The following is an 18,696-nucleotide window of genomic DNA, read 5'->3' on the forward strand; positions in this document are numbered from 1 at the left end:
CTCCTACTCTTTTAAATACCACATGTTATCTTCTCCAATTTCCAATCTATCTGCTAGATTTTTAATCTCTTTTACAGGATATTTACTTAAATTAAACTTATTTAATTCCTTTTTATTTGAAATTTTTAACCTATCATTGATAGCAAGTATTGTATTACTTTCTTCAAGGCTATAACTCTCTATAGTTTCTATAACTCCATCTAAATTTATCTCCCCACTATCAGCATTATAATCTACATCATCCCAAAAAAATGGTACAACTTTATCAAAAGCTCCACCCATTACTGCAAGTGGTTTTAATAGTACTGATGAATGTTTTATATTTCTTGTAAACACAGTAATTACATCCAGTATATCTTTTACTGCTTTTTCTCTTAAGTCTTTGCTCATAAATTTTCTTTCTTCTGGCAAAAGTAACTTTCCATCTTCTACTTCTACTACTCCTATTCTATCAAGCTCCAATGTTATTGTATAAACGTAGTAATCAGATAAAGTCTCTTCTATTGCCAATGCTTGTGTTGTTGGAAAATTTTCATCTCTAGGTACTTCATTTTCTTCCTTCTCATCATAATATTTTCTACCAAATTCACTACTTAAAAAGCCTCTATTTGTTATTAACTGTGTTGAACCTCTATATGGATTTAATGACCTAAAAGGTATTATTCTAAGTGGAGAAGCTTTACTTATAGAACCTTTATCTTTAAGTGGTATTAAATAACCAAATACATCAGTCTCTAATCCATTTTCATCTACACATCCTACATTTTTCTTAATAGATGGATATACATTTCCTTTTTTCCCAAAAATAATATTACTTAAATTCCAACCATATTCTTGATGGAGCATTCTTCTTAAGTCATATGTTATTGTAGCTATACTAGTTTTTGCATGTACTTTATCTCTATATTGTTCTTTTTTTATTGGTGTATAATTTCCATACCCTTGGTCATACGAAAGTGGAACTGGGCTTTCTGTCAATATAGTTAATGTTACTCCTTTTACTCTCTTTTCATTCATTTTAAATTTTCCCCCTTTTTTATTTCATGATTTCTTGAATAAATAGACCTACATTTGTATTTAATTCTAATTCAGAACTCTGCATTAGACCTTCTACAAACCCTTCTCCTATTAAGATTCCATTAGAAACTAACACATGCATTATAGTTTGAAATAGCTGAGTTCTATCATTAGACTTAAGTAGTTGAATCACTTTCATAGAAAAATTTTTTCTTCTGGATTCATCTGTCATTTTATTAAATAAGTCTTTACCTACCCTTGAATATATTAAATTACCTTCCATATAGTTTTTCATTTTATACTCCTCCTCCCCATTTACAATCCAACACAATTTTATATATAAACCGATATTATATGAGCTAGATACAAAATCCATTTCTCGAGAAGTTCCAGTTGATTGCTTTAAAACACTTATATTATCAAGTAATAATTCTTTTAAATTTGATAAATTTCCATTATCAATCATTTTTTTACCCAAATTTTTAGTATTACCTGGCTCTCTTGAGAAATTATAATTATCTATAATATCTATAAGTTCAATTTTTTTTAATAATTCTTTATACTCTATAATAGAGTCAAACTTTAGAATTATACCTTTATTCGTATCAATATCAAACCTATATAGTCTAATTGAACTTATTTTTTCATGCAAAAGTTTTTTATAAAATGATTTATCTGAATACATTTTTCTTTTAAGCATTATCTTATGATTTAAAAATGCTAATTCTCTTAAATCATTCGTATATGCAAAAACCATTGGTCTTTTTAAATTTATATATAAAATACACATTAAGTTGAAAAATTCACACTCAAAACAAATATTACTTTCAACTTGTCCACTTCTTTTAAAGCCTGATTTTTCTGCACCTCTAAATAAAAAGTTATACTTAGAGTCTTTTCGTTCTCTTAAATCAATATCTAGTTTTGTTGTTTTATTTATATTACAAACATTACATACACTATCTTTTTCTTCATATTGTGTCAAATCAATTTTATTTATTTCTATATTTGATTTGATTACAGTATCGACTATTTTTTTTACATTTGTTTCCATGTTTTCTAAACTCGTGTTTAATCCATATTTACCACTATTTCTAACATATGGAAATCTTCTGTTTTTAAAATCTTTTTTAATACCTTCCTTTTGTTTCTCAGTTGCAGAAGCTTTATCTAATTCCTCAATAAAATTTACATACGTCAAATTATCTATATTATTAAATATTTTTTCTAAAGTTTCCTTTTTTCCATTTTTAAATACCTTAAAAAGTTGATTTTCTAATATATAATCAGATATATACTTAGGGTCTATATATTCTGCAGATTCTAAAGATAAATAATTTCTATTTAACTCACAAGTAAATTTTAGCTTATAATCATTTTTTTCTAGTTCGTTTTTTAAATCCATTAGTAATTCATAAAAGTAAACAATGCCAATATCTCTTACAATATCACCTGATCTATAAAATTTAGCTTTTATTGCTCTCACCTCGCTACTTTAATATATCAACCATTCCTGCATTTTCCGTCCTTCTATATCCAATCCCCATTTTATACAGTGCATTTAAATCTTTTACATCTCCTTTTAAAAAAAATGTTCCTGAATAAGCGTTTATATAGTAATATTCTCTTTCTTTAAATCCACGAATCTTTTCTTTTAAAACTCTTTTTTTAAAGTTAAGAGGTATAAATTCTAGTGGCTTTATAAGCCCTCTACCTCTTATACTCTCCAGAGTTAGATTAGCTATATAGTTTAAACATTCTATATAGTTTGAATCTTCTACATCTAAATATTTACCTTCTTTATTTTTAATTATTATAGGAGACATAGTTTTAAATATAGCACCATTTTCTTTTATCTCGTGTTCTTTATGTATTTTTATATTTTTTATTTTAAATCTATAGCCCTTATATTCTAGCTCCTTAACTTTTAAAATTCCATTGTATAAGTTACTGAACATAGAATAATTATAAAAACTTATATTAAATATTATATCTCCATCAACAAGTAACTCATTTTTGCTCCTTATAAGATTTGGTATGTAAATGGCTGTATTTATATCCTTTATTTGCTTATTGTTTTTTCCTTCTTCCCCATAGTTAAATATGCTTTTAGCAAAATCTTTGTTTTCTGCATTTAGAATATTTTTTATAAAGGAAACTGACAACATTGAATTTTCATTTGGAAATTTGCCATTACATGATTCCATAAAAATTGAAATTCTACTCATGCCTTCACCTCCTACCTTCTAGTATAATTCATTATTCTCTGTTTGTAATATAAAAAATTCATAAATATATGTATCTATGAATTTTTTATATTTATAAGATAGTTAATATTTTAAAATAGATATGTATAAATTTATGTCCATTGTAATTTTTATTACTACTGAAATAGAAATAACATATAACATGTAATGAGATAATTTATTACAAAATAAATTTACTACTATTTTCATAAAATTTTTTAACCCTTTCTTAATTATTTCTTTTATTTTGTTTAAATTCATATTTATTCCCCCTCTATATTTTTATATTTATTAAATCATATTTACATTATATGATATTACTTATATAGAGTCAAGATTTTATTTCTTATATTTAATTTGATAGGCTAAATATATTCTACATAATTAATTTGATTAGAAATTTAATCATGTAGAATCAATATAATTTTAATTATATGATTTTATTTTTATACTCCTCATTGTTAATCTAAACTATTAATATAATACTATTTCCATATAAATTAAATTGATATTTAAATCCCATTTTGTTGAGCTAAAAGCTATATACTATTATACATAAAACTTTTCTAAATTAAAATACATTTTTTAAATTAAAAAAATTCTTATTCCAAATTTTTGATATACACATTATACAAATACATTTAGTCATTTTAAACATTTAATATAATAAAAAAATTTGATACTATATAATTAAAACTTAAATATTAAGGAGAATACTATGTCAGAAGTAATTTTAAAAAATATATCAAAACTTTACTCAAATGGATTTAACGCAGTAAAAAACATAAACATAGACATTAAAGATAAAGAATTTATCGTCTTAGTAGGACCATCTGGTTGTGGCAAATCGACTACACTTAGAATGATTGCTGGTCTTGAAGAAATCTCTGAAGGAGAACTATACATTGGAGATAAACTTGTCAATAATATAGAACCAAAAGATAGAGATATAGCTATGGTTTTTCAAAACTATGCTTTATATCCCCACTTATCTGTTTATGAAAACATGGCATTTGCACTTAAACTTAGAAAATTACCCAAAGATGAAATAGACAAAAAAGTTAAAGAGGCTGCTAAAATATTAGATTTATTACCTCTTTTAGATAAAAAACCTAAAACACTATCTGGAGGACAGAGACAAAGGGTTGCTTTAGGACGTGCAATAGTTAGAAATCCTAAGGTATTTTTAATGGATGAACCTCTATCCAATTTAGATGCAAAACTTAGAACTGCCATGAGAACAGAGATAACTAAGCTACACCAACAGCTTGGAACTACATTTATCTATGTAACACATGACCAAGTTGAAGCTATGACTATGGCTGATAGAATCGTAGTAATGAAAGATGGAGTAGTTCAACAAATTGCAACACCACAAGATGTATACGACTATCCAGCTAATATATTTGTTGCAGGGTTTATTGGAGCACCACAGATGAACTTCATTGATGCAATATTAATAGAAGAAAACAACGAAATTTATGCACAAAATGAAAATATTAAGCTTAAATTGAATAAAGAAAAACACTATGATTTAATAAAAGACAATTATATTAATAATGAAGTTATTATAGGTATTAGACCAGAAGATATTCATGTAGAAGATACTTTTATTAAATCCAATCCAGATACTTGTTTTAAATCAAAGATTGAAATAAAAGAACTTATGGGAGCAGAGACTTATGCTCACTTAAAACTAGGTGAAAATACGATAACAATTAGATTTGATAGTAAAAACAGAATTAATGTTGGTGATGACTTAACACTTTCAGTTGATAATAGTAGAATACACATATTTGACAAAGAAACTACTTTAGCTATAAGATAAGAATATAATCTTATTTTTAAGGAGACTTTATGGAAGAGTTAAAAGGTTTTTTAGAAAGACAACTTAATAAAAAAATAAATATCTATCCATATGAAAATCAAAGTTTAAATGCTAATAGCCATTTAGTTACTTTCAATAATGCTATTTATGTTATTGATTTTCTAGATAAAAATAATCTTGATAATCTAAAAGGTAACTTTTATTTAATTTATCAATCTCACATAGACTTTGAATATATAAAAAATATTTTTTATAACTTATATGATGACATAAATATAATACAACTCAATGGTTTCATTGTGGTAAATTCTAAATATGACTTAGATATCAATGTAACTACACAAAATATAATTGAAACTGAAACTTATCAAAGTACTTATATTTTTTATCTTGGTGAATTAGATAATAAATTTGATTTTGATTTTAGATTACAGTTATGTTCTGATTTACTACCTCATATTGTAAAAGACAACGCTGAAAATAAGTTTTTAAATTTATTTGACCTTATTAGATATAAAACTTTAGATTTAATTAATGAGGATAATATACTCAATAAATTAATAGATTTTAATAAGATTAAATCTATTGACGAAGAACTTCTATATACAGGAATAAAATTTATAAATAATGACTTAAACATTTCTAAGACATCTAATAGTATGTTTTTACATAGAAACACACTAGTATATAGATTGGAAAAAATTAACGAGATACTTGGATTTGATTTAAAGAAATTTGAAAGTGCAATGATTTTTTATCTGAGTGTCAAATCTTATTTTCTCTATAAAAAAATTTAACTACTAAATTAAGCAGAGATTTGAAAGACTAGTTCAAATTTCTGCTTAATTTTAATTCAAAATATTGTATACTTATGAAATACTCTATACTTCAAAGCTTAGAGTTCATAAATATCCAATCAGTTATGTTTTACAAACAGTATTTTTAAACTTATCAACTATTATACTTATTAAGTTCATAAGTCCACTATTTTACTTTTCTTAATTCTTTCTTTAATATAAAATTCAATAAAAAACTTATCGTACCTAAGACCACCATCACATATCCTAATATCTGAAATTGTTCTGATGTTATACTTGCCTCAAATACCATTCCAAGTAAAACAGTTGCTAAAATAGAGCCTAAATAACGACTAGTTTGAAAAAGGCCAGAAGCTGTCCCTATACTGTCAGTAGGACTTTCTTCAAACATAGAGGATTGTAATGCTACATTACCAACTCCATAACTAATACCTGCTAATGATAAAATAATACCTTTTCCTATTACTGATATATGAACAAAAATTACTGAAAGAAGTACTGCACTAATAAACATAAAAATTGATGACATAACAAGAGGAAATCTAGTTCCAGATTTATCTATCCATTTTCCAGTTAATGGAGATATAAATATACCTATACCAGACATAAATAACATAAATAATCCAGTCGACTTTGCACTATAATGTAATGCATCTTGAAAATAGCTAGGAAGACCAAAAAACAAAATATAATTAAAGAAATTTAATATAATAAACTGTAAGTAAACCTTTGACAATTTAGGGTTACTTACAAAAAGCTTAATATCTATAAATGGCAATTTTGTTTTCAACTCATGCCAAATAAAAAGACATATCAATATTATACCTAATATAAGTTGTTCCAAATTAAAAGACTCCTTCATAGATAGCATAAATATCAATATAAAAATCATTGCAATTGAAAATAGAAGTATACCAATAATATCTAATCTTGATAAAACACTTTTTAAAGTCTCTTTTATAGATGTCTTCTCTTTTGCCTCTTTGGGGAATAAAAAATACCCTAGGCATATAGAAACCATAACAATAGGTATATTTACGAGAAATATAGCATGCCATCCTCCTAAATCCAACAATAATCCTCCAAGTGTTGGACCTAACCCTGATGTAGTTGAAGCAAAAATGGTTAGAACTGCTAATGCAGAAGACTGTCTTTCCTTTATATTATTTTGTATAAGAGCAACCCCAGATGGATATAGAGTACTTGTTCCAATTGCTTGAATTACTCTTATAAAAATCAATATAAAGAACGATTGAACAAACGGTACTATAGATGCTGATAAAATTACAAGTATTAAACCACTCAAAAATAAAACTTTTCTACCTATTAAATCTCCTATCTTACCTGAAACTGGTTGTGCAATAGCACTAGCTAAATAAAATGCTGAAACAATCCAAGATACCGTTGTAAAACTAATATGAAAATCATTTTGTATACTATGTAAAGCAAGTGAAATCATAGAAGAATTAAGAGGATTCAGCATAGTTCCTGAACCTATGGCTACCAAAAAAAGCGTTCTTCTAGCATTTGTTTTACCCATAATCGCGCCTCCAATAAGCAGTTTATTTACCTTATAAAAAAGCTGCTCCTATAATTCCTGCGTCTGAACCTAAAGTTGCACACGTAATTGTAGCTATATCTTCTTCTTTGTATAATACAAATTTTCTTACCAAGTCTTCTATTCCATCAAGTATTATATCACTAGATTTAGAAATACCTCCACCTATAGATATAATTTCCGGGTCTAAAGAATTTATTGTATTTGCAAAAGTTTTTGCTAAATACTCTTTAAACCTATTTATTACTTTAATTGCAACTAAGTCATCTTCTCTATATGCATCAAACACCATCTTTGCATTTATATTTTCTAAATCACCTTCTGCTAAATCTAAGATACTACTCTTTTCTCCTTCTTGTATCAGCTTTTGAGAATACTTTATAATTGCAGTTGCTGAACAAAAAGTTTCTACACAACCATTATTTCCACAATTACAATTAAAATAGTTTTCTCCTATAATTTGATGACCTATTTCCGAACCCAGTCCATGTGCTCCAGAAAAAACTTTTTGATTAATTATTATTCCTCCACCTACACCAGTTCCTAAAGTATATAGGACACCAACATTAGCACCTTTCATACTTCCAAACTTTGCTTCTCCAAGTGCTGCTACTGTCGCATCATTTTCTCCATGAATTTCAACATCTGGAAATATTCTTTTTAGTTCCTTATTAAAGTCTTTTCTATCCCATTTTAAATTTACACAAGTTACTAACCCATCTTTGTTTATAAATCCAGGCACACCAAATCCAATGGATTTTATGTCACTCATAGTAAGCTTGTTATCTTCCAACAACTTATCAATCATTACTTTTATGTCATAAAGTATTCCTTCAAAACCTTTTTCAATTACTGTTTTACATTCTGACCTAAAAAGTATCTTCCCATAATTATCAACTACACCGGCTTGTATACCTGTTCCTCCTATGTCTACACCTATATAATACATCCTTTTTCACCTTTCTCTTTTGAATTATTTAATTTTTACCTATATTTTATTATATATATAGTATATTAAAATGTGATACTATGCAAATTTTTCATAAAAGTTTATAAACAAAGCAAAAACATCTTCTCACAGTATATTCTTACTATGAGAAGATGCCTATTTTATTAATTATTTTAATTTGGCAAGTGTTCAAAACAAGCTATATTTAAAGCAAACATTTTAAACCTTTGTTTCTACTTATTTTTTATATACAATATTATTTATAACTAAACATCAAACAAATCTTAAACATGTTTTTTAATTGGCATAAATTAACTTTCTATAAAAATAATCTCATATTTTAGTAATTTATACTAAAACCTTTATATAGAATATATGCATATTTATTTGCATATACCTAAACCAGATATATATTTCTTTACATACATATCTAACACAGCAATTAATACCACATACATATCTTTTTACACATGTATATACTAAAAGTAGTTTATAACTAGGTTACACTAACTAAATTCTAATTAGATATATCCTTTATAAAAATTTTAATTCATGCAAAAGATTTAAAAATTAGATGCTTTGTCCATATAATATGACTATTTTACTGCTAAAAATTTAGGTCTAGGTAATTACAATAATTATCCCAGCTTATGAGTCTTTCCAGTACTTAATCTAGCACTAAAAGCATCTAATTTTATCTTACATATTACAATAAAGTTTTCTTCATCATTTGGCAGTGCCACATCCGTTCCCACTGGAATCACCCCTTTCTTTTGTTTGGTTATATTATAACACATTATATATTTTAGGACAAGTATTTTTCAGAAAATTATCTATATTCAGTTTTATTTTTCTATACAAAAATAGCCAATATAAAAATCATAATATGTTCATTGAAAATCTCATAAATAACTAAGACTTCAAAAATATGATTATATATTGGCTATTTTAACTACTTTTTCTTAAACATATCTTCTATTTTTTGTCCGAATGTTTTCTTCTTTTCGTGGACGTTCGACCCGCACTCCTTCGCAAATGCTCTCAATAGTTCTTTTTGCTTATCATTTAATTTTTTAGGAATTTCAACTACAACTTTAACATATTGGTCTCCTCTTGAATTACCTCTAATTCTAGGAATGCCTTTTTCTTTAAGTCTAAATACAGTTCCAGTCTGTGTTCCTTCTGGTACACTATATTTAACTTTTCCATCCAAAGTAGGTACTTCTATTTCATCACCTAAAGTTGCTTGAACAAATGTAATTGGCATTTCAAAATAAATATCATTTCCATCTCTAGTAAACAGTGGATGTGACTTAACATTAACTACAATATATAAGTCTCCTCTTGGAGCACCTTTTTCTCCTACTTCACCTTGACCAGAAAGTTTTATCATTTGACCATCATCTATACCAGCAGGTATATCTACTTCTATAGTCTTAACTTTTCTTGTATTTCCAGTTCCATGACATTTACTACATGGAGATTCAATTACTTCTCCAGTCCCATTACAAGTACTACATGGTCTTGAACTTGCTATATTACCAAATGGAGTTCTTTGAACAGTTCTAACTTGACCAGTTCCACTACAAGTTGAACAAGTTTTCTTTGATGTCCCTGGTTTTGCTCCAGTTCCATTACACTCTTCACACTCTTCACTTCGATTTAATTTTATAGACATCTTTTTACCAAATGCAGCTTCTTCAAAAGATATAGTAACGCTTTGTCTTATATCTGCACCACGTTGAGGACCTCTTCTTCTCTGTCTTCCACCTCCAAAGCTTCCTCCAAACATGTCACCAAATATATCTCCGAACATATCTTCAAAACCACCAAAGCCTTGACCGCCAAATCCTCCTTGACCACCAAAACCGCCTTGACCATTTAGCCCATCATGTCCAAACTGGTCGTAAGTTTTTCTCTTTGTATCATCAGATAACACTTCATAAGCTTCATTTATCTCTTTAAACTTTTCTTCTGCTTCTTTATCTCCAGGATTTCTATCTGGATGGTACTTCATTGCTAATTTTCTGTAAGCTTTTTTTATCTCTTGAGCTTCTGCACCTTTACTGATACCTAAGACTTCATAATAATCCCTTTTTGTACTCAAAAATTGACACCACCTTCGTTTTACAAAACGATAGCTTGTAGAATAATAAACTACAAGCTATCATTAATTCTTATATTCTACTTTAAGTTATATAATCTATGATATATTATATTCTTTATGATGTGTATTGTCCATATATCTTTAACATCTATATGATTTTCATAAATCATATATGCTCCAATTATCATTTAGTATTACATATTATATATCTTATTTATCTTCATCTACTTCTTTAAAGTCAGCATCTACCACATTGTCATCTTTAGGTCCATTGTCTTGAGCTTGTTCTGCACCTTGTGCTGCTTGTTGCTCTTGAGCTGCTTGTTGGTACATCTCTTGAGATACTTTTTGGAACTTAGTCATTACTTCATCTGTAGCTTTCTTAAGTTCTTCTGCTGTAGCATCTTGATTATCTTTTACAGCTTTTAAATCTGCTATAGCTTTTTCTATATCCTCTTTGTCACCTGAACTTATTTTATCTCCAAGTTCATTTAAAGTTTTTTCAGTTTGATATATAGTAGATTCAGCTTGATTGAATGCTTCTATTTTTTCTTTCTTTTGTTTGTCAGCTTCTGCATTCATTTCTGCTTCTTTTATCTTTTGCTCTATTTCTGCTTCTGATAAATTAGTGTTTGATGTTATAGTTATTTTTTGTTCTTTTCCTGTACCTAAATCTTTAGCTGAAACATTAACTATACCATTTGCATCTATATCAAAAGTAACTTCTATTTGAGGTATTCCTCTTTGTGCTGGTGGTATATCTGTTAATTGGAATCTTCCTAAAGTTGTATTGTCATAAGCCATACTTCTTTCACCTTGAAGAACATGTATATCAACAGCTGTTTGATTATCGGCAGCAGTTGAGAATACTTGAGATTTCTTAGTTGGTATTGTAGTATTTCTCTCTATTATCTTAGTCATTACATTACCCATAGTTTCTATACCAAGAGATAGTGGAGTAACATCTAGTAATAATAAATCTTTAACATCTCCTGCTAAAACTCCTGCTTGTATAGAAGCACCTGCTGCAACACACTCATCTGGATTTATACCTTTGTGAGGTTCTTTTCCTATAAATTTCTTAACAGCTTCTTGTACTGCTGGTATTCTTGTAGAACCACCTACTAATAATACATCATCTATATCACCTGTAGAAAGTCCTGCATCTTGTAAAGCTGTCTTAGTTGGCTCCATAGTTTTTTCAACTAAACCTCTAGTTAATTCCTCAAATTTAGCTCTTGATAAATCTATATTTAAGTGTTTTGGTCCTTCTGCTGTAGCAGTTATGAAAGGTAAGTTTATATTTGAACTCATTGTTGATGATAGTTCTTTCTTAGCTTTTTCTGCTGCTTCTTTTAATCTTTGAAGAGCCATTTTATCATTTCTTAAATCTACACCTTCAGCTTTTTTGAATTCCTCTGCTAAGTAATCTATTACTATTTGGTCAAAATCATCTCCACCTAATCTATTATTACCAGCTGTAGCTAAAACTTCGAAAGTTCCATCTCCTATTTCAAGTATAGATACGTCAAAAGTTCCTCCACCTAAGTCAAATACTAATATTTTCTTTTCTTGGTCTAATTTATCCATACCATAAGCAAGTGCTGCTGCTGTTGGCTCATTTATTATTCTCTTAACATCAAGCCCTGCTATTCTACCAGCATCTTTAGTAGCTTGTCTTTGAGCATCTGTAAAGTAAGCTGGAACTGTTATAACTGCTTCTGTTACTGTTTGTCCTAAGTAACTTTCTGCATCTGATTTTAATTTTTGTAAAATTATTGCTGATATTTCTTGTGGAGTATATGATTTCCCATCTATATTTACTTTATAATCAGTTCCCATATGAGTTTTTATAGAAGTTATTGTTTTATCTGCATTTGTAACTGCTTGTCTTTTTGCAGGTTCTCCAACTATTCTTTCACCATCTTTTGTAAATGCTACTACTGATGGAGTAGTTCTCATACCTTCACTATTTGCTATTATTTGTGCTTCTCCACCTTCTAATACTGCAACACATGAATTTGTTGTTCCTAAATCTATTCCTATTATTTTTCCCATGACTAAAATCCTCCTTGAGTAATTATATAATTAAGTTTTACTTATTTGAATATTTTATATTAGGTTAAATATTTTAACCTTTAATTTATACTTAGCAAGAAACTTTAACCATTGAAGGTCTTATAACTTTAGTTCCTAGCTTATATCCTTTTTGAAGCACCATTACTACTTGATTTGCTTCAACTCCATCTACGCTTTCTTGCATAACTGCTAAATGTAAATTTGGATCAAATTCCTTAGATTCTGCTTCTATTTCTTCTACTCCAAATTTTACTAAAGTGTCTATTAACTGTTTATGTACAAGGCTTATACCCTTATACATAGTATCCTCCTTATCTTCACATGCATCTAAGGCTCTTTCCATACTATCTATAACTGGTATTAACTCAGTTATTATCTTTTCATTTGCAAATACACCTATTGTCTCTTTCTCTTGTTGAGTTCTTCTTCTGTAGTTTGCATATTCGGCTTGAAGTCTTTGATATTTATCATTTAATTCATCTAGTTCATCCTGCAATTTCTTTTCTGCTAACTTAGAATTTATATCTGTTACATTTTCATCATCAACTTCTTTTTCATCTGTTTGTTCACTTGAATCTTCACATTCTTCATTAATAACTTCTTCTTCTAACTCTACTTGAGTTTCAGATTCTTGGTTAATGGAAGTATCATTTTCTTCTCTTACTTCTTGTTGTTCATTTTTTTTATCCAAGACTTTACACCTCGCAATTTAAAATTTCTTTACTTTCTATTAATTAATAAACTCATATAATTTATTATAGAGTAAATTCTAGCATAATCCATTCTTGTAGGGCCTATGAAGCTTATTCGCCCAACCAAGTCTCTATCTACATTATAAGTTGCTGTAACTATACTACAATCCTGTGCCAATTCACAATCATTATCACTACCAATTATTATATTTAGATTGTCTTTTTGTATTCCCTTTGATTTAATTATGTCAGCTATCGTTTCCTTTTTTTCTAACATATTTAAAAATGACTTTGCTTTTAATACATCATTAAATTCTGGATAGCTAAATATATTAGTAGCTCCATTCAATGATAGAGAAAAATCTTCTTCTTTCATATTTGAGTTCAAAGCATTTAAAAGCTCATCTATAAGCCCAGAATACTCACTTATTTCATATTTAATAAAAGCAATTAGATTATCATCCAAATCTGTTATACTTTTACCTAAGAGCTTCCTTGTAAGATTATCAGAAATCAAATTTAACTTAGATTGTTCTAAATATACATTAGTTGTAAGGTTAGCTTTTTTTAAGTCTCCTTTATCTGTTACAACTATAAGTAAAATATTATTGTCATTCATAGCAACCAACTGTATGTGCTTTATAACACTTTGATTTATTAAACTCTTGGTAACTGCTACAGTTGTATAGTTTGTTAGTTGAGATAATAGCTTAGAAGTTTCATGAATCAATTCTTTTATATGATTTATGTTGTGATTCATACACTGTTCAATAAGAATCTTATCATTATCATCCAGTTCGCTTTTACTCATAAGAGAGTTTACATATAACTTATAGCCTTTTTCAGATGGAACTCTACCCGCAGAAGTATGAGGCTGAATTAAGTACCCTAATTCTTCAAGGTCAGCCATTTCATTTCTTATAGTAGCAGCACTAACACCTAAATCATGTCTTTTAGATATTGTTCTAGAACCTATAGCTTCAGCTGTTTCTATATAATCTTTAACTATAGCTTTGAGGATATTTAATTTTCTTTCATTTAATTCCATATTATTATACCTCCTAGCTGTTAGCACTCACCAAGTTCGAGTGCTAAAAAGATTATATATATTATATACCATTATAAATTTATTTTGTCAACACTTTAAAAATTATTCCATAAATTCTATAAATATACTATTAGATATTTCTCTTCCTTTTTGAGTTAACTGTATACCCTCAAAGCTTTTATTTATAAGCCTTCTAGTCGATAGCATTTCTATTTGCTTGCTGTATTTTTCTCTAAAATCTATTCCAAATTTTTTTTTAAAATCTTCAAATTTTATACCTTTATTCATTCGAAGCCCCATAAATATCTTTTCTTCTATCATATCTTTTATAGAAAGATTTTCACTTTCTTGTATTGGTTTTTCTCTTTTTACCAAACTTAAATGATATTCTTCTAAAGATTCTAGATTATTGTATCTATTATTATCAATATAGCCAGAAGCTCCTGCTCCAAGCCCTATATAATGTTCACATTCCCAGTATAAAATATTATGCTCACAATTATAGCCTTCTTTTGAGTAATTTGATATTTCATATTGATTATACCCTTTTGACTTTAGATAATTTATTGTATACTCATACATTTCTATATCTATATTTTCATCTATAAGTTCAAATTTATTACTCTCATGCATATTGTATAGTTCAGTGCCTTCTTCTAGTATAAGAGAATAAGCTGATATATGTGTTGGATTTAAGTCTACAACTTTTTGAAGAGTTTCCTTCCAATCACATAGAGTTTGATTTGGAAGGCTGTACATTAAATCTATATTAATATTTTTAAAGCCTACACTTAATGCATCTTTATAGTTTTTCTCAAATTCTTCATAAGTATGTATTCTTCCAATAAAGTTCAAATGCTTTTCTTGAACAGCTTGCAATCCTATACTAAGCCTATTGATACCAACATCTTTCATAGCTTTTAATTTTTCTATGGTCAATGTCCCAGGATTACATTCTATAGTTATTTCTGCATTTTCATCTATATTAAACACTTCTTTTATACTTGTAAACACTTCTCTTATTTCATTAGATGTTAAAATGCTAGGTGTTCCTCCACCTATAAATATACTGGTTATTGTATCTGTTTTGTTTAAACTACAATCTTCTTTCTCCTTATAGTTATTATCTTTATATAATTTGTTGCTGTATAATTCCATTTCTATTTTTAAATCTTCTATATATCTTTTTTTTGAATCTATGTCCATTTTATAAGAATTAAAATCACAATACTTACATTTTTTCACACAAAATGGAATATGTACATAAAGTCCTAACATTTTATATTCCTCATTTCTTAAATTATCTTAAAATAGCAATTACTAAATTATAAATCAAACAAAATAGTACATCAAGTAAGAAATCATACACTTTTATTATGTAATACTACAACAAATTTGGATAAAAGTATGCCTTGACTTTCATCCAAATTTGTTTAACTTAAAATAATTAGTTATTTTTTTTCATATAATAATAAACTGGTAAACCTAATAGTGTTATAAATATTCCACCTAAAGATATTACTGTTGAAGTCATTATTTGATTTATTATCACAAACAGTCCACCTAATATAGCTATAATTGGTATTATTGGATATAAAGGAACTTTATATGGTCTGTATAACTCTGGCTTTTCTCTTCTAAGCCTCATAACACCTATAAAAGTCAATACATAAAATACCCATATTGAAAATATAGTTAAGTCTGTCAAAAGATTAAATTGACCAGATAATGCATATACACAGGCTAACACAGTTATAAGTAGTATTGAATTTACAGGAGAACCTCCAGAGTTTACTTTTAAAAGAGTTTTAGATGCTGGTAAAGTTCCCATTTCAGCTAATGTATAAGGTATCCTTGAACCTGTCAATAAGTATCCATTCAATGTCCCAAATACTGATATTAATATACCCACAGTTATCACTTTTCCACCTATATTTCCAAATAATCTTGTTGCAACTAATGTGGCTGGCGAAGTAACTGTTGCTAATTCACTTGCTGGCACTACCCAAAGATAAGCTATATTTATTATAATATAAACTGCCATAACTAATGATAAACCGCCAACTATTGCTCTTGGCAAATCTTTCTCTGGAGACTTCATTTCTCCTGATATAGCTCCAACATTTATCCAACCATCATATGCAAACAAAGTAGCTATTAATGCTTGTCCAAGTGCATTTGATGCATTTACACCATCTCCTACAAATGGATTTAATACTTCACTACTTTGCCCTTTAATAAATCCAAATATTATTATTAAAATTAAAGGTATCATCTTTCCAATAGTGGCCACTGTCTGAACTTTTCCTCCTAAAGATGAGCCTATTATATTTAGTACTGCTAGAAATAATATAACTCCAATTGCTATAGGAAGTACATTAGACATATTACTTGGGCTCATGCCTAAAAGCTCAGATGCTTGTTGAGCAAATATTACTCCTAGTGCTGCTGATGTACCTGGGAAAAATAATACAGTTTGCATCCATCCAGTTAAAAAACCTAATTTTTGTCCATATATCTCTTCGATATAAATCATCATACCACCAGTTTTTGGTATAGCAGCTGAAATTTCTGTAGCTGTAAGCCCAGCAGTTATTGTTATAAAACCACCTAAAAGCCATGCTATAATACCTAGACCTGGAGCTCCATTAGTTGTAGTGTATATCGCCTGTGGCTTAAAAAAAACTCCCGAACCTATAACCATACCTACAACAGTAGAAAGAGCTGCTGAAAGACCAATAGTCTTTTGTAGTTGAGTACGCATACTGTCCCTCCTCACTGTTTTATAGTGTATAAAATATTAATTTTATAAATTTATGGTTATAGTATTCCCAAAGTTTTTTTTTATATTAATCTGCTAATTCTAGATTAAGTTTCTACATATTTAAAAACTGTATAATCTTAGTTTCTAAAATAGACTCTAAAAATTATTTACTTTATCTAAATAAGTATTGTATTTTTGATTTTTAAATTGATTAAATCAAATTTTTATATTTGAATCTAAAATGTGTATATATTTAATACTTTTTCTTTCAGTATTTCTTTTTCATTTAACTCTGGATTATTTATAACAATTTCAAGCATCTTATTTAAGATATGTCCCATGTCTTTACCTGGTTTTACCCCTATAGACATTAAATCTTTTCCGTTAATAGCTAAGTCTTTAATATTAAAGCATTCCTTTTGATTTATTATGTGTTTGAATTCTTTTTCACACTCAATAAGGTTCAATATCTTTTTTTTCGCATATTTTGGGTTTTTAGCAAGTGTATCAGCCCAATTAACTTTTATTAAATCTTCAAATAGTTCAACATTTTCTAGTTTATTTAATAACTTTTTAATTATTTTCCTTTTTGGTTCTATCCTATAATCATGATATTGTATTAATAGTAAAACTTTATTAATAGTACAATTATCATACTTAAGTCTCTTCAAAATCTTCTTTGCAATCTTTACAGATTCTCTACTATGAGTATAAAAGTGGTCAATACCATTTTTGTCAGTTGTTTTAGTTACTTTTTTACCCAAATCATGAAATAACATTGTAAGTTTTAAATACAGTTCATCTTCAATTACTTCTGTGGCTATTAAAGTGTGTTTTTGCACATCATAAATGTGATATGGATTATGTTGAGTAACATCTTCTAATTCACATATTTCAGGAATTATAAATTTCAACAAACCTGTTGAATTTAACAAATTTAATTTAGATGAATCAGATACTAGCATTTTATTAAATTCAGTCTGTATTCTTTCCATAGAAACATTTTTTATCAATGCTGATTTTTTATGAATACTTTGCTCAGTACCTTCAGCTATTTTAAAATTGAGTTGTGCCGAAAATCTAACTGCTCTAAGCATTCTAAGTGCATCTTCTTCAAATCTATCTACTGGGTTTCCAACACAACGTATATACTTATTTTGTATATCTTCATAGCCATCAAATGGGTCGACTAATCCTGTCTTTGGATTGTATGCAATTGCATTGATAGTAAAATCTCTTCTTGATAAGTCATTAACTATGTTATTTGTAAATTCTATTGAATCTGGATGTCTACCATCACTATAATTTCCATCAATTCTATAAGTTGTTACTTCAAATGGTTCATGTTCAATCATAACTGTTACAGTCCCATGTTGTATACCAGTTGGAATTGTTTTTTCAAATAATTCTACTACTACCTCTGGTCTAGCACTAGTTGTTATATCCCAATCATTTGGAATTCTTTCCAATAAACAATCTCTGACACATCCTCCAACTACATAAGCTTCATAACCATTCTTTTCTAATTCTTTAATTATATAGTCTACTTTTTTAGGAATTTCTATATTAATCATAAATATCACCTTTTTA

The 18,696-nt window shown here is 27.9% G+C and carries 15 protein-coding genes; 2 read left to right on the forward strand and 13 right to left on the reverse strand.

What is annotated here, in order from left to right; genetic code table 11:
* Positions 1 to 3: 3 nt before the first annotated feature.
* The 4 genes from JJC02_11870 to JJC02_11885 all read right to left on the reverse strand — a co-directional run bounded on the left by JJC02_11870 (position 4) and on the right by JJC02_11885 (position 3,524).
* Positions 4 to 1,017: a DevR family CRISPR-associated autoregulator gene (locus tag JJC02_11870; GenBank protein ID UDN53601.1), complete on the reverse strand. Its 1,014-nt coding sequence runs from the start codon at positions 1,015 to 1,017 to the stop codon at positions 4 to 6.
* A gap of 19 nt (positions 1,018 to 1,036) precedes the next feature.
* Positions 1,037 to 2,503, reverse strand: a complete 1,467-nt coding sequence (locus JJC02_11875) for a hypothetical protein (protein UDN53602.1) — start codon at positions 2,501 to 2,503, stop codon at positions 1,037 to 1,039.
* A 4-nt stretch (positions 2,504 to 2,507) separates the two neighbouring features.
* Positions 2,508 to 3,245, reverse strand: coding sequence for a CRISPR-associated endoribonuclease Cas6 (gene cas6, locus JJC02_11880; protein UDN53603.1), 738 nt, complete (start codon positions 3,243 to 3,245; stop codon positions 2,508 to 2,510).
* 102 nt (positions 3,246 to 3,347) lie between these two features.
* On the reverse strand, positions 3,348 to 3,524 hold the full coding sequence (locus JJC02_11885) for a hypothetical protein (protein UDN53604.1): 177 nt from the start codon (positions 3,522 to 3,524) through the stop codon (positions 3,348 to 3,350).
* Positions 3,525 to 3,981: 457 nt separating this feature from the next.
* Between JJC02_11885 and ugpC the strand changes: the two genes are divergently transcribed.
* Both ugpC and JJC02_11895 read left to right on the forward strand, forming a co-directional pair.
* A complete protein-coding gene (gene ugpC / locus JJC02_11890) occupies positions 3,982 to 5,091 on the forward strand; it encodes a sn-glycerol-3-phosphate ABC transporter ATP-binding protein UgpC (GenBank protein ID UDN53605.1) in 1,110 nt (369 codons plus the stop codon).
* 29 nt (positions 5,092 to 5,120) lie between these two features.
* Entirely contained in the window at positions 5,121 to 5,888 is a 768-nt protein-coding gene (locus tag JJC02_11895; GenBank protein ID UDN53606.1) for a helix-turn-helix domain-containing protein, read from the forward strand.
* Between the two features lie 187 nt (positions 5,889 to 6,075).
* Here JJC02_11895 and JJC02_11900 read toward each other — a convergent pair whose 3' ends face one another.
* The 9 genes from JJC02_11900 to JJC02_11940 form a co-directional block, all read right to left on the reverse strand.
* Positions 6,076 to 7,449, reverse strand: a complete 1,374-nt coding sequence (locus tag JJC02_11900; GenBank protein ID UDN53607.1) for an MFS transporter — start codon at positions 7,447 to 7,449, stop codon at positions 6,076 to 6,078.
* Between the two features lie 31 nt (positions 7,450 to 7,480).
* Positions 7,481 to 8,416: an ROK family protein gene (locus JJC02_11905; GenBank protein UDN53608.1), complete on the reverse strand. Its 936-nt coding sequence runs from the start codon at positions 8,414 to 8,416 to the stop codon at positions 7,481 to 7,483.
* A gap of 952 nt (positions 8,417 to 9,368) precedes the next feature.
* Positions 9,369 to 10,523 (reverse strand): molecular chaperone DnaJ, encoded by a 1,155-nt coding sequence (gene dnaJ, locus JJC02_11910; GenBank protein UDN53609.1) that lies wholly within the window; start codon positions 10,521 to 10,523, stop codon positions 9,369 to 9,371.
* Positions 10,524 to 10,733: 210 nt separating this feature from the next.
* A complete protein-coding gene (gene dnaK / locus JJC02_11915) occupies positions 10,734 to 12,581 on the reverse strand; it encodes a molecular chaperone DnaK (protein ID UDN53610.1) in 1,848 nt (615 codons plus the stop codon).
* 91 nt (positions 12,582 to 12,672) lie between these two features.
* A complete protein-coding gene (gene grpE, locus JJC02_11920; GenBank protein ID UDN53611.1) occupies positions 12,673 to 13,293 on the reverse strand; it encodes a nucleotide exchange factor GrpE in 621 nt (206 codons plus the stop codon).
* A 29-nt stretch (positions 13,294 to 13,322) separates the two neighbouring features.
* A complete protein-coding gene (hrcA, locus tag JJC02_11925; protein ID UDN53612.1) occupies positions 13,323 to 14,342 on the reverse strand; it encodes a heat-inducible transcription repressor HrcA in 1,020 nt (339 codons plus the stop codon).
* A gap of 102 nt (positions 14,343 to 14,444) precedes the next feature.
* The gene (locus JJC02_11930) at positions 14,445 to 15,620 is read right to left on the reverse strand and encodes an oxygen-independent coproporphyrinogen III oxidase (protein UDN53613.1); all 1,176 of its coding nucleotides are present in this window, start codon (positions 15,618 to 15,620) and stop codon (positions 14,445 to 14,447) included.
* A 169-nt stretch (positions 15,621 to 15,789) separates the two neighbouring features.
* On the reverse strand, positions 15,790 to 17,106 hold the full coding sequence (locus JJC02_11935) for an amino acid permease (protein UDN53614.1): 1,317 nt from the start codon (positions 17,104 to 17,106) through the stop codon (positions 15,790 to 15,792).
* Between the two features lie 236 nt (positions 17,107 to 17,342).
* Positions 17,343 to 18,680, reverse strand: coding sequence for a CCA tRNA nucleotidyltransferase (locus JJC02_11940; GenBank protein ID UDN53615.1), 1,338 nt, complete (start codon positions 18,678 to 18,680; stop codon positions 17,343 to 17,345).
* Positions 18,681 to 18,696: the final 16 nt, after the last annotated feature.

It is taken from the genome of Clostridioides sp. ES-S-0054-01, from assembly GCA_021561035.1.
Taxonomy (GTDB): domain Bacteria; phylum Bacillota; class Clostridia; order Peptostreptococcales; family Peptostreptococcaceae; genus Clostridioides.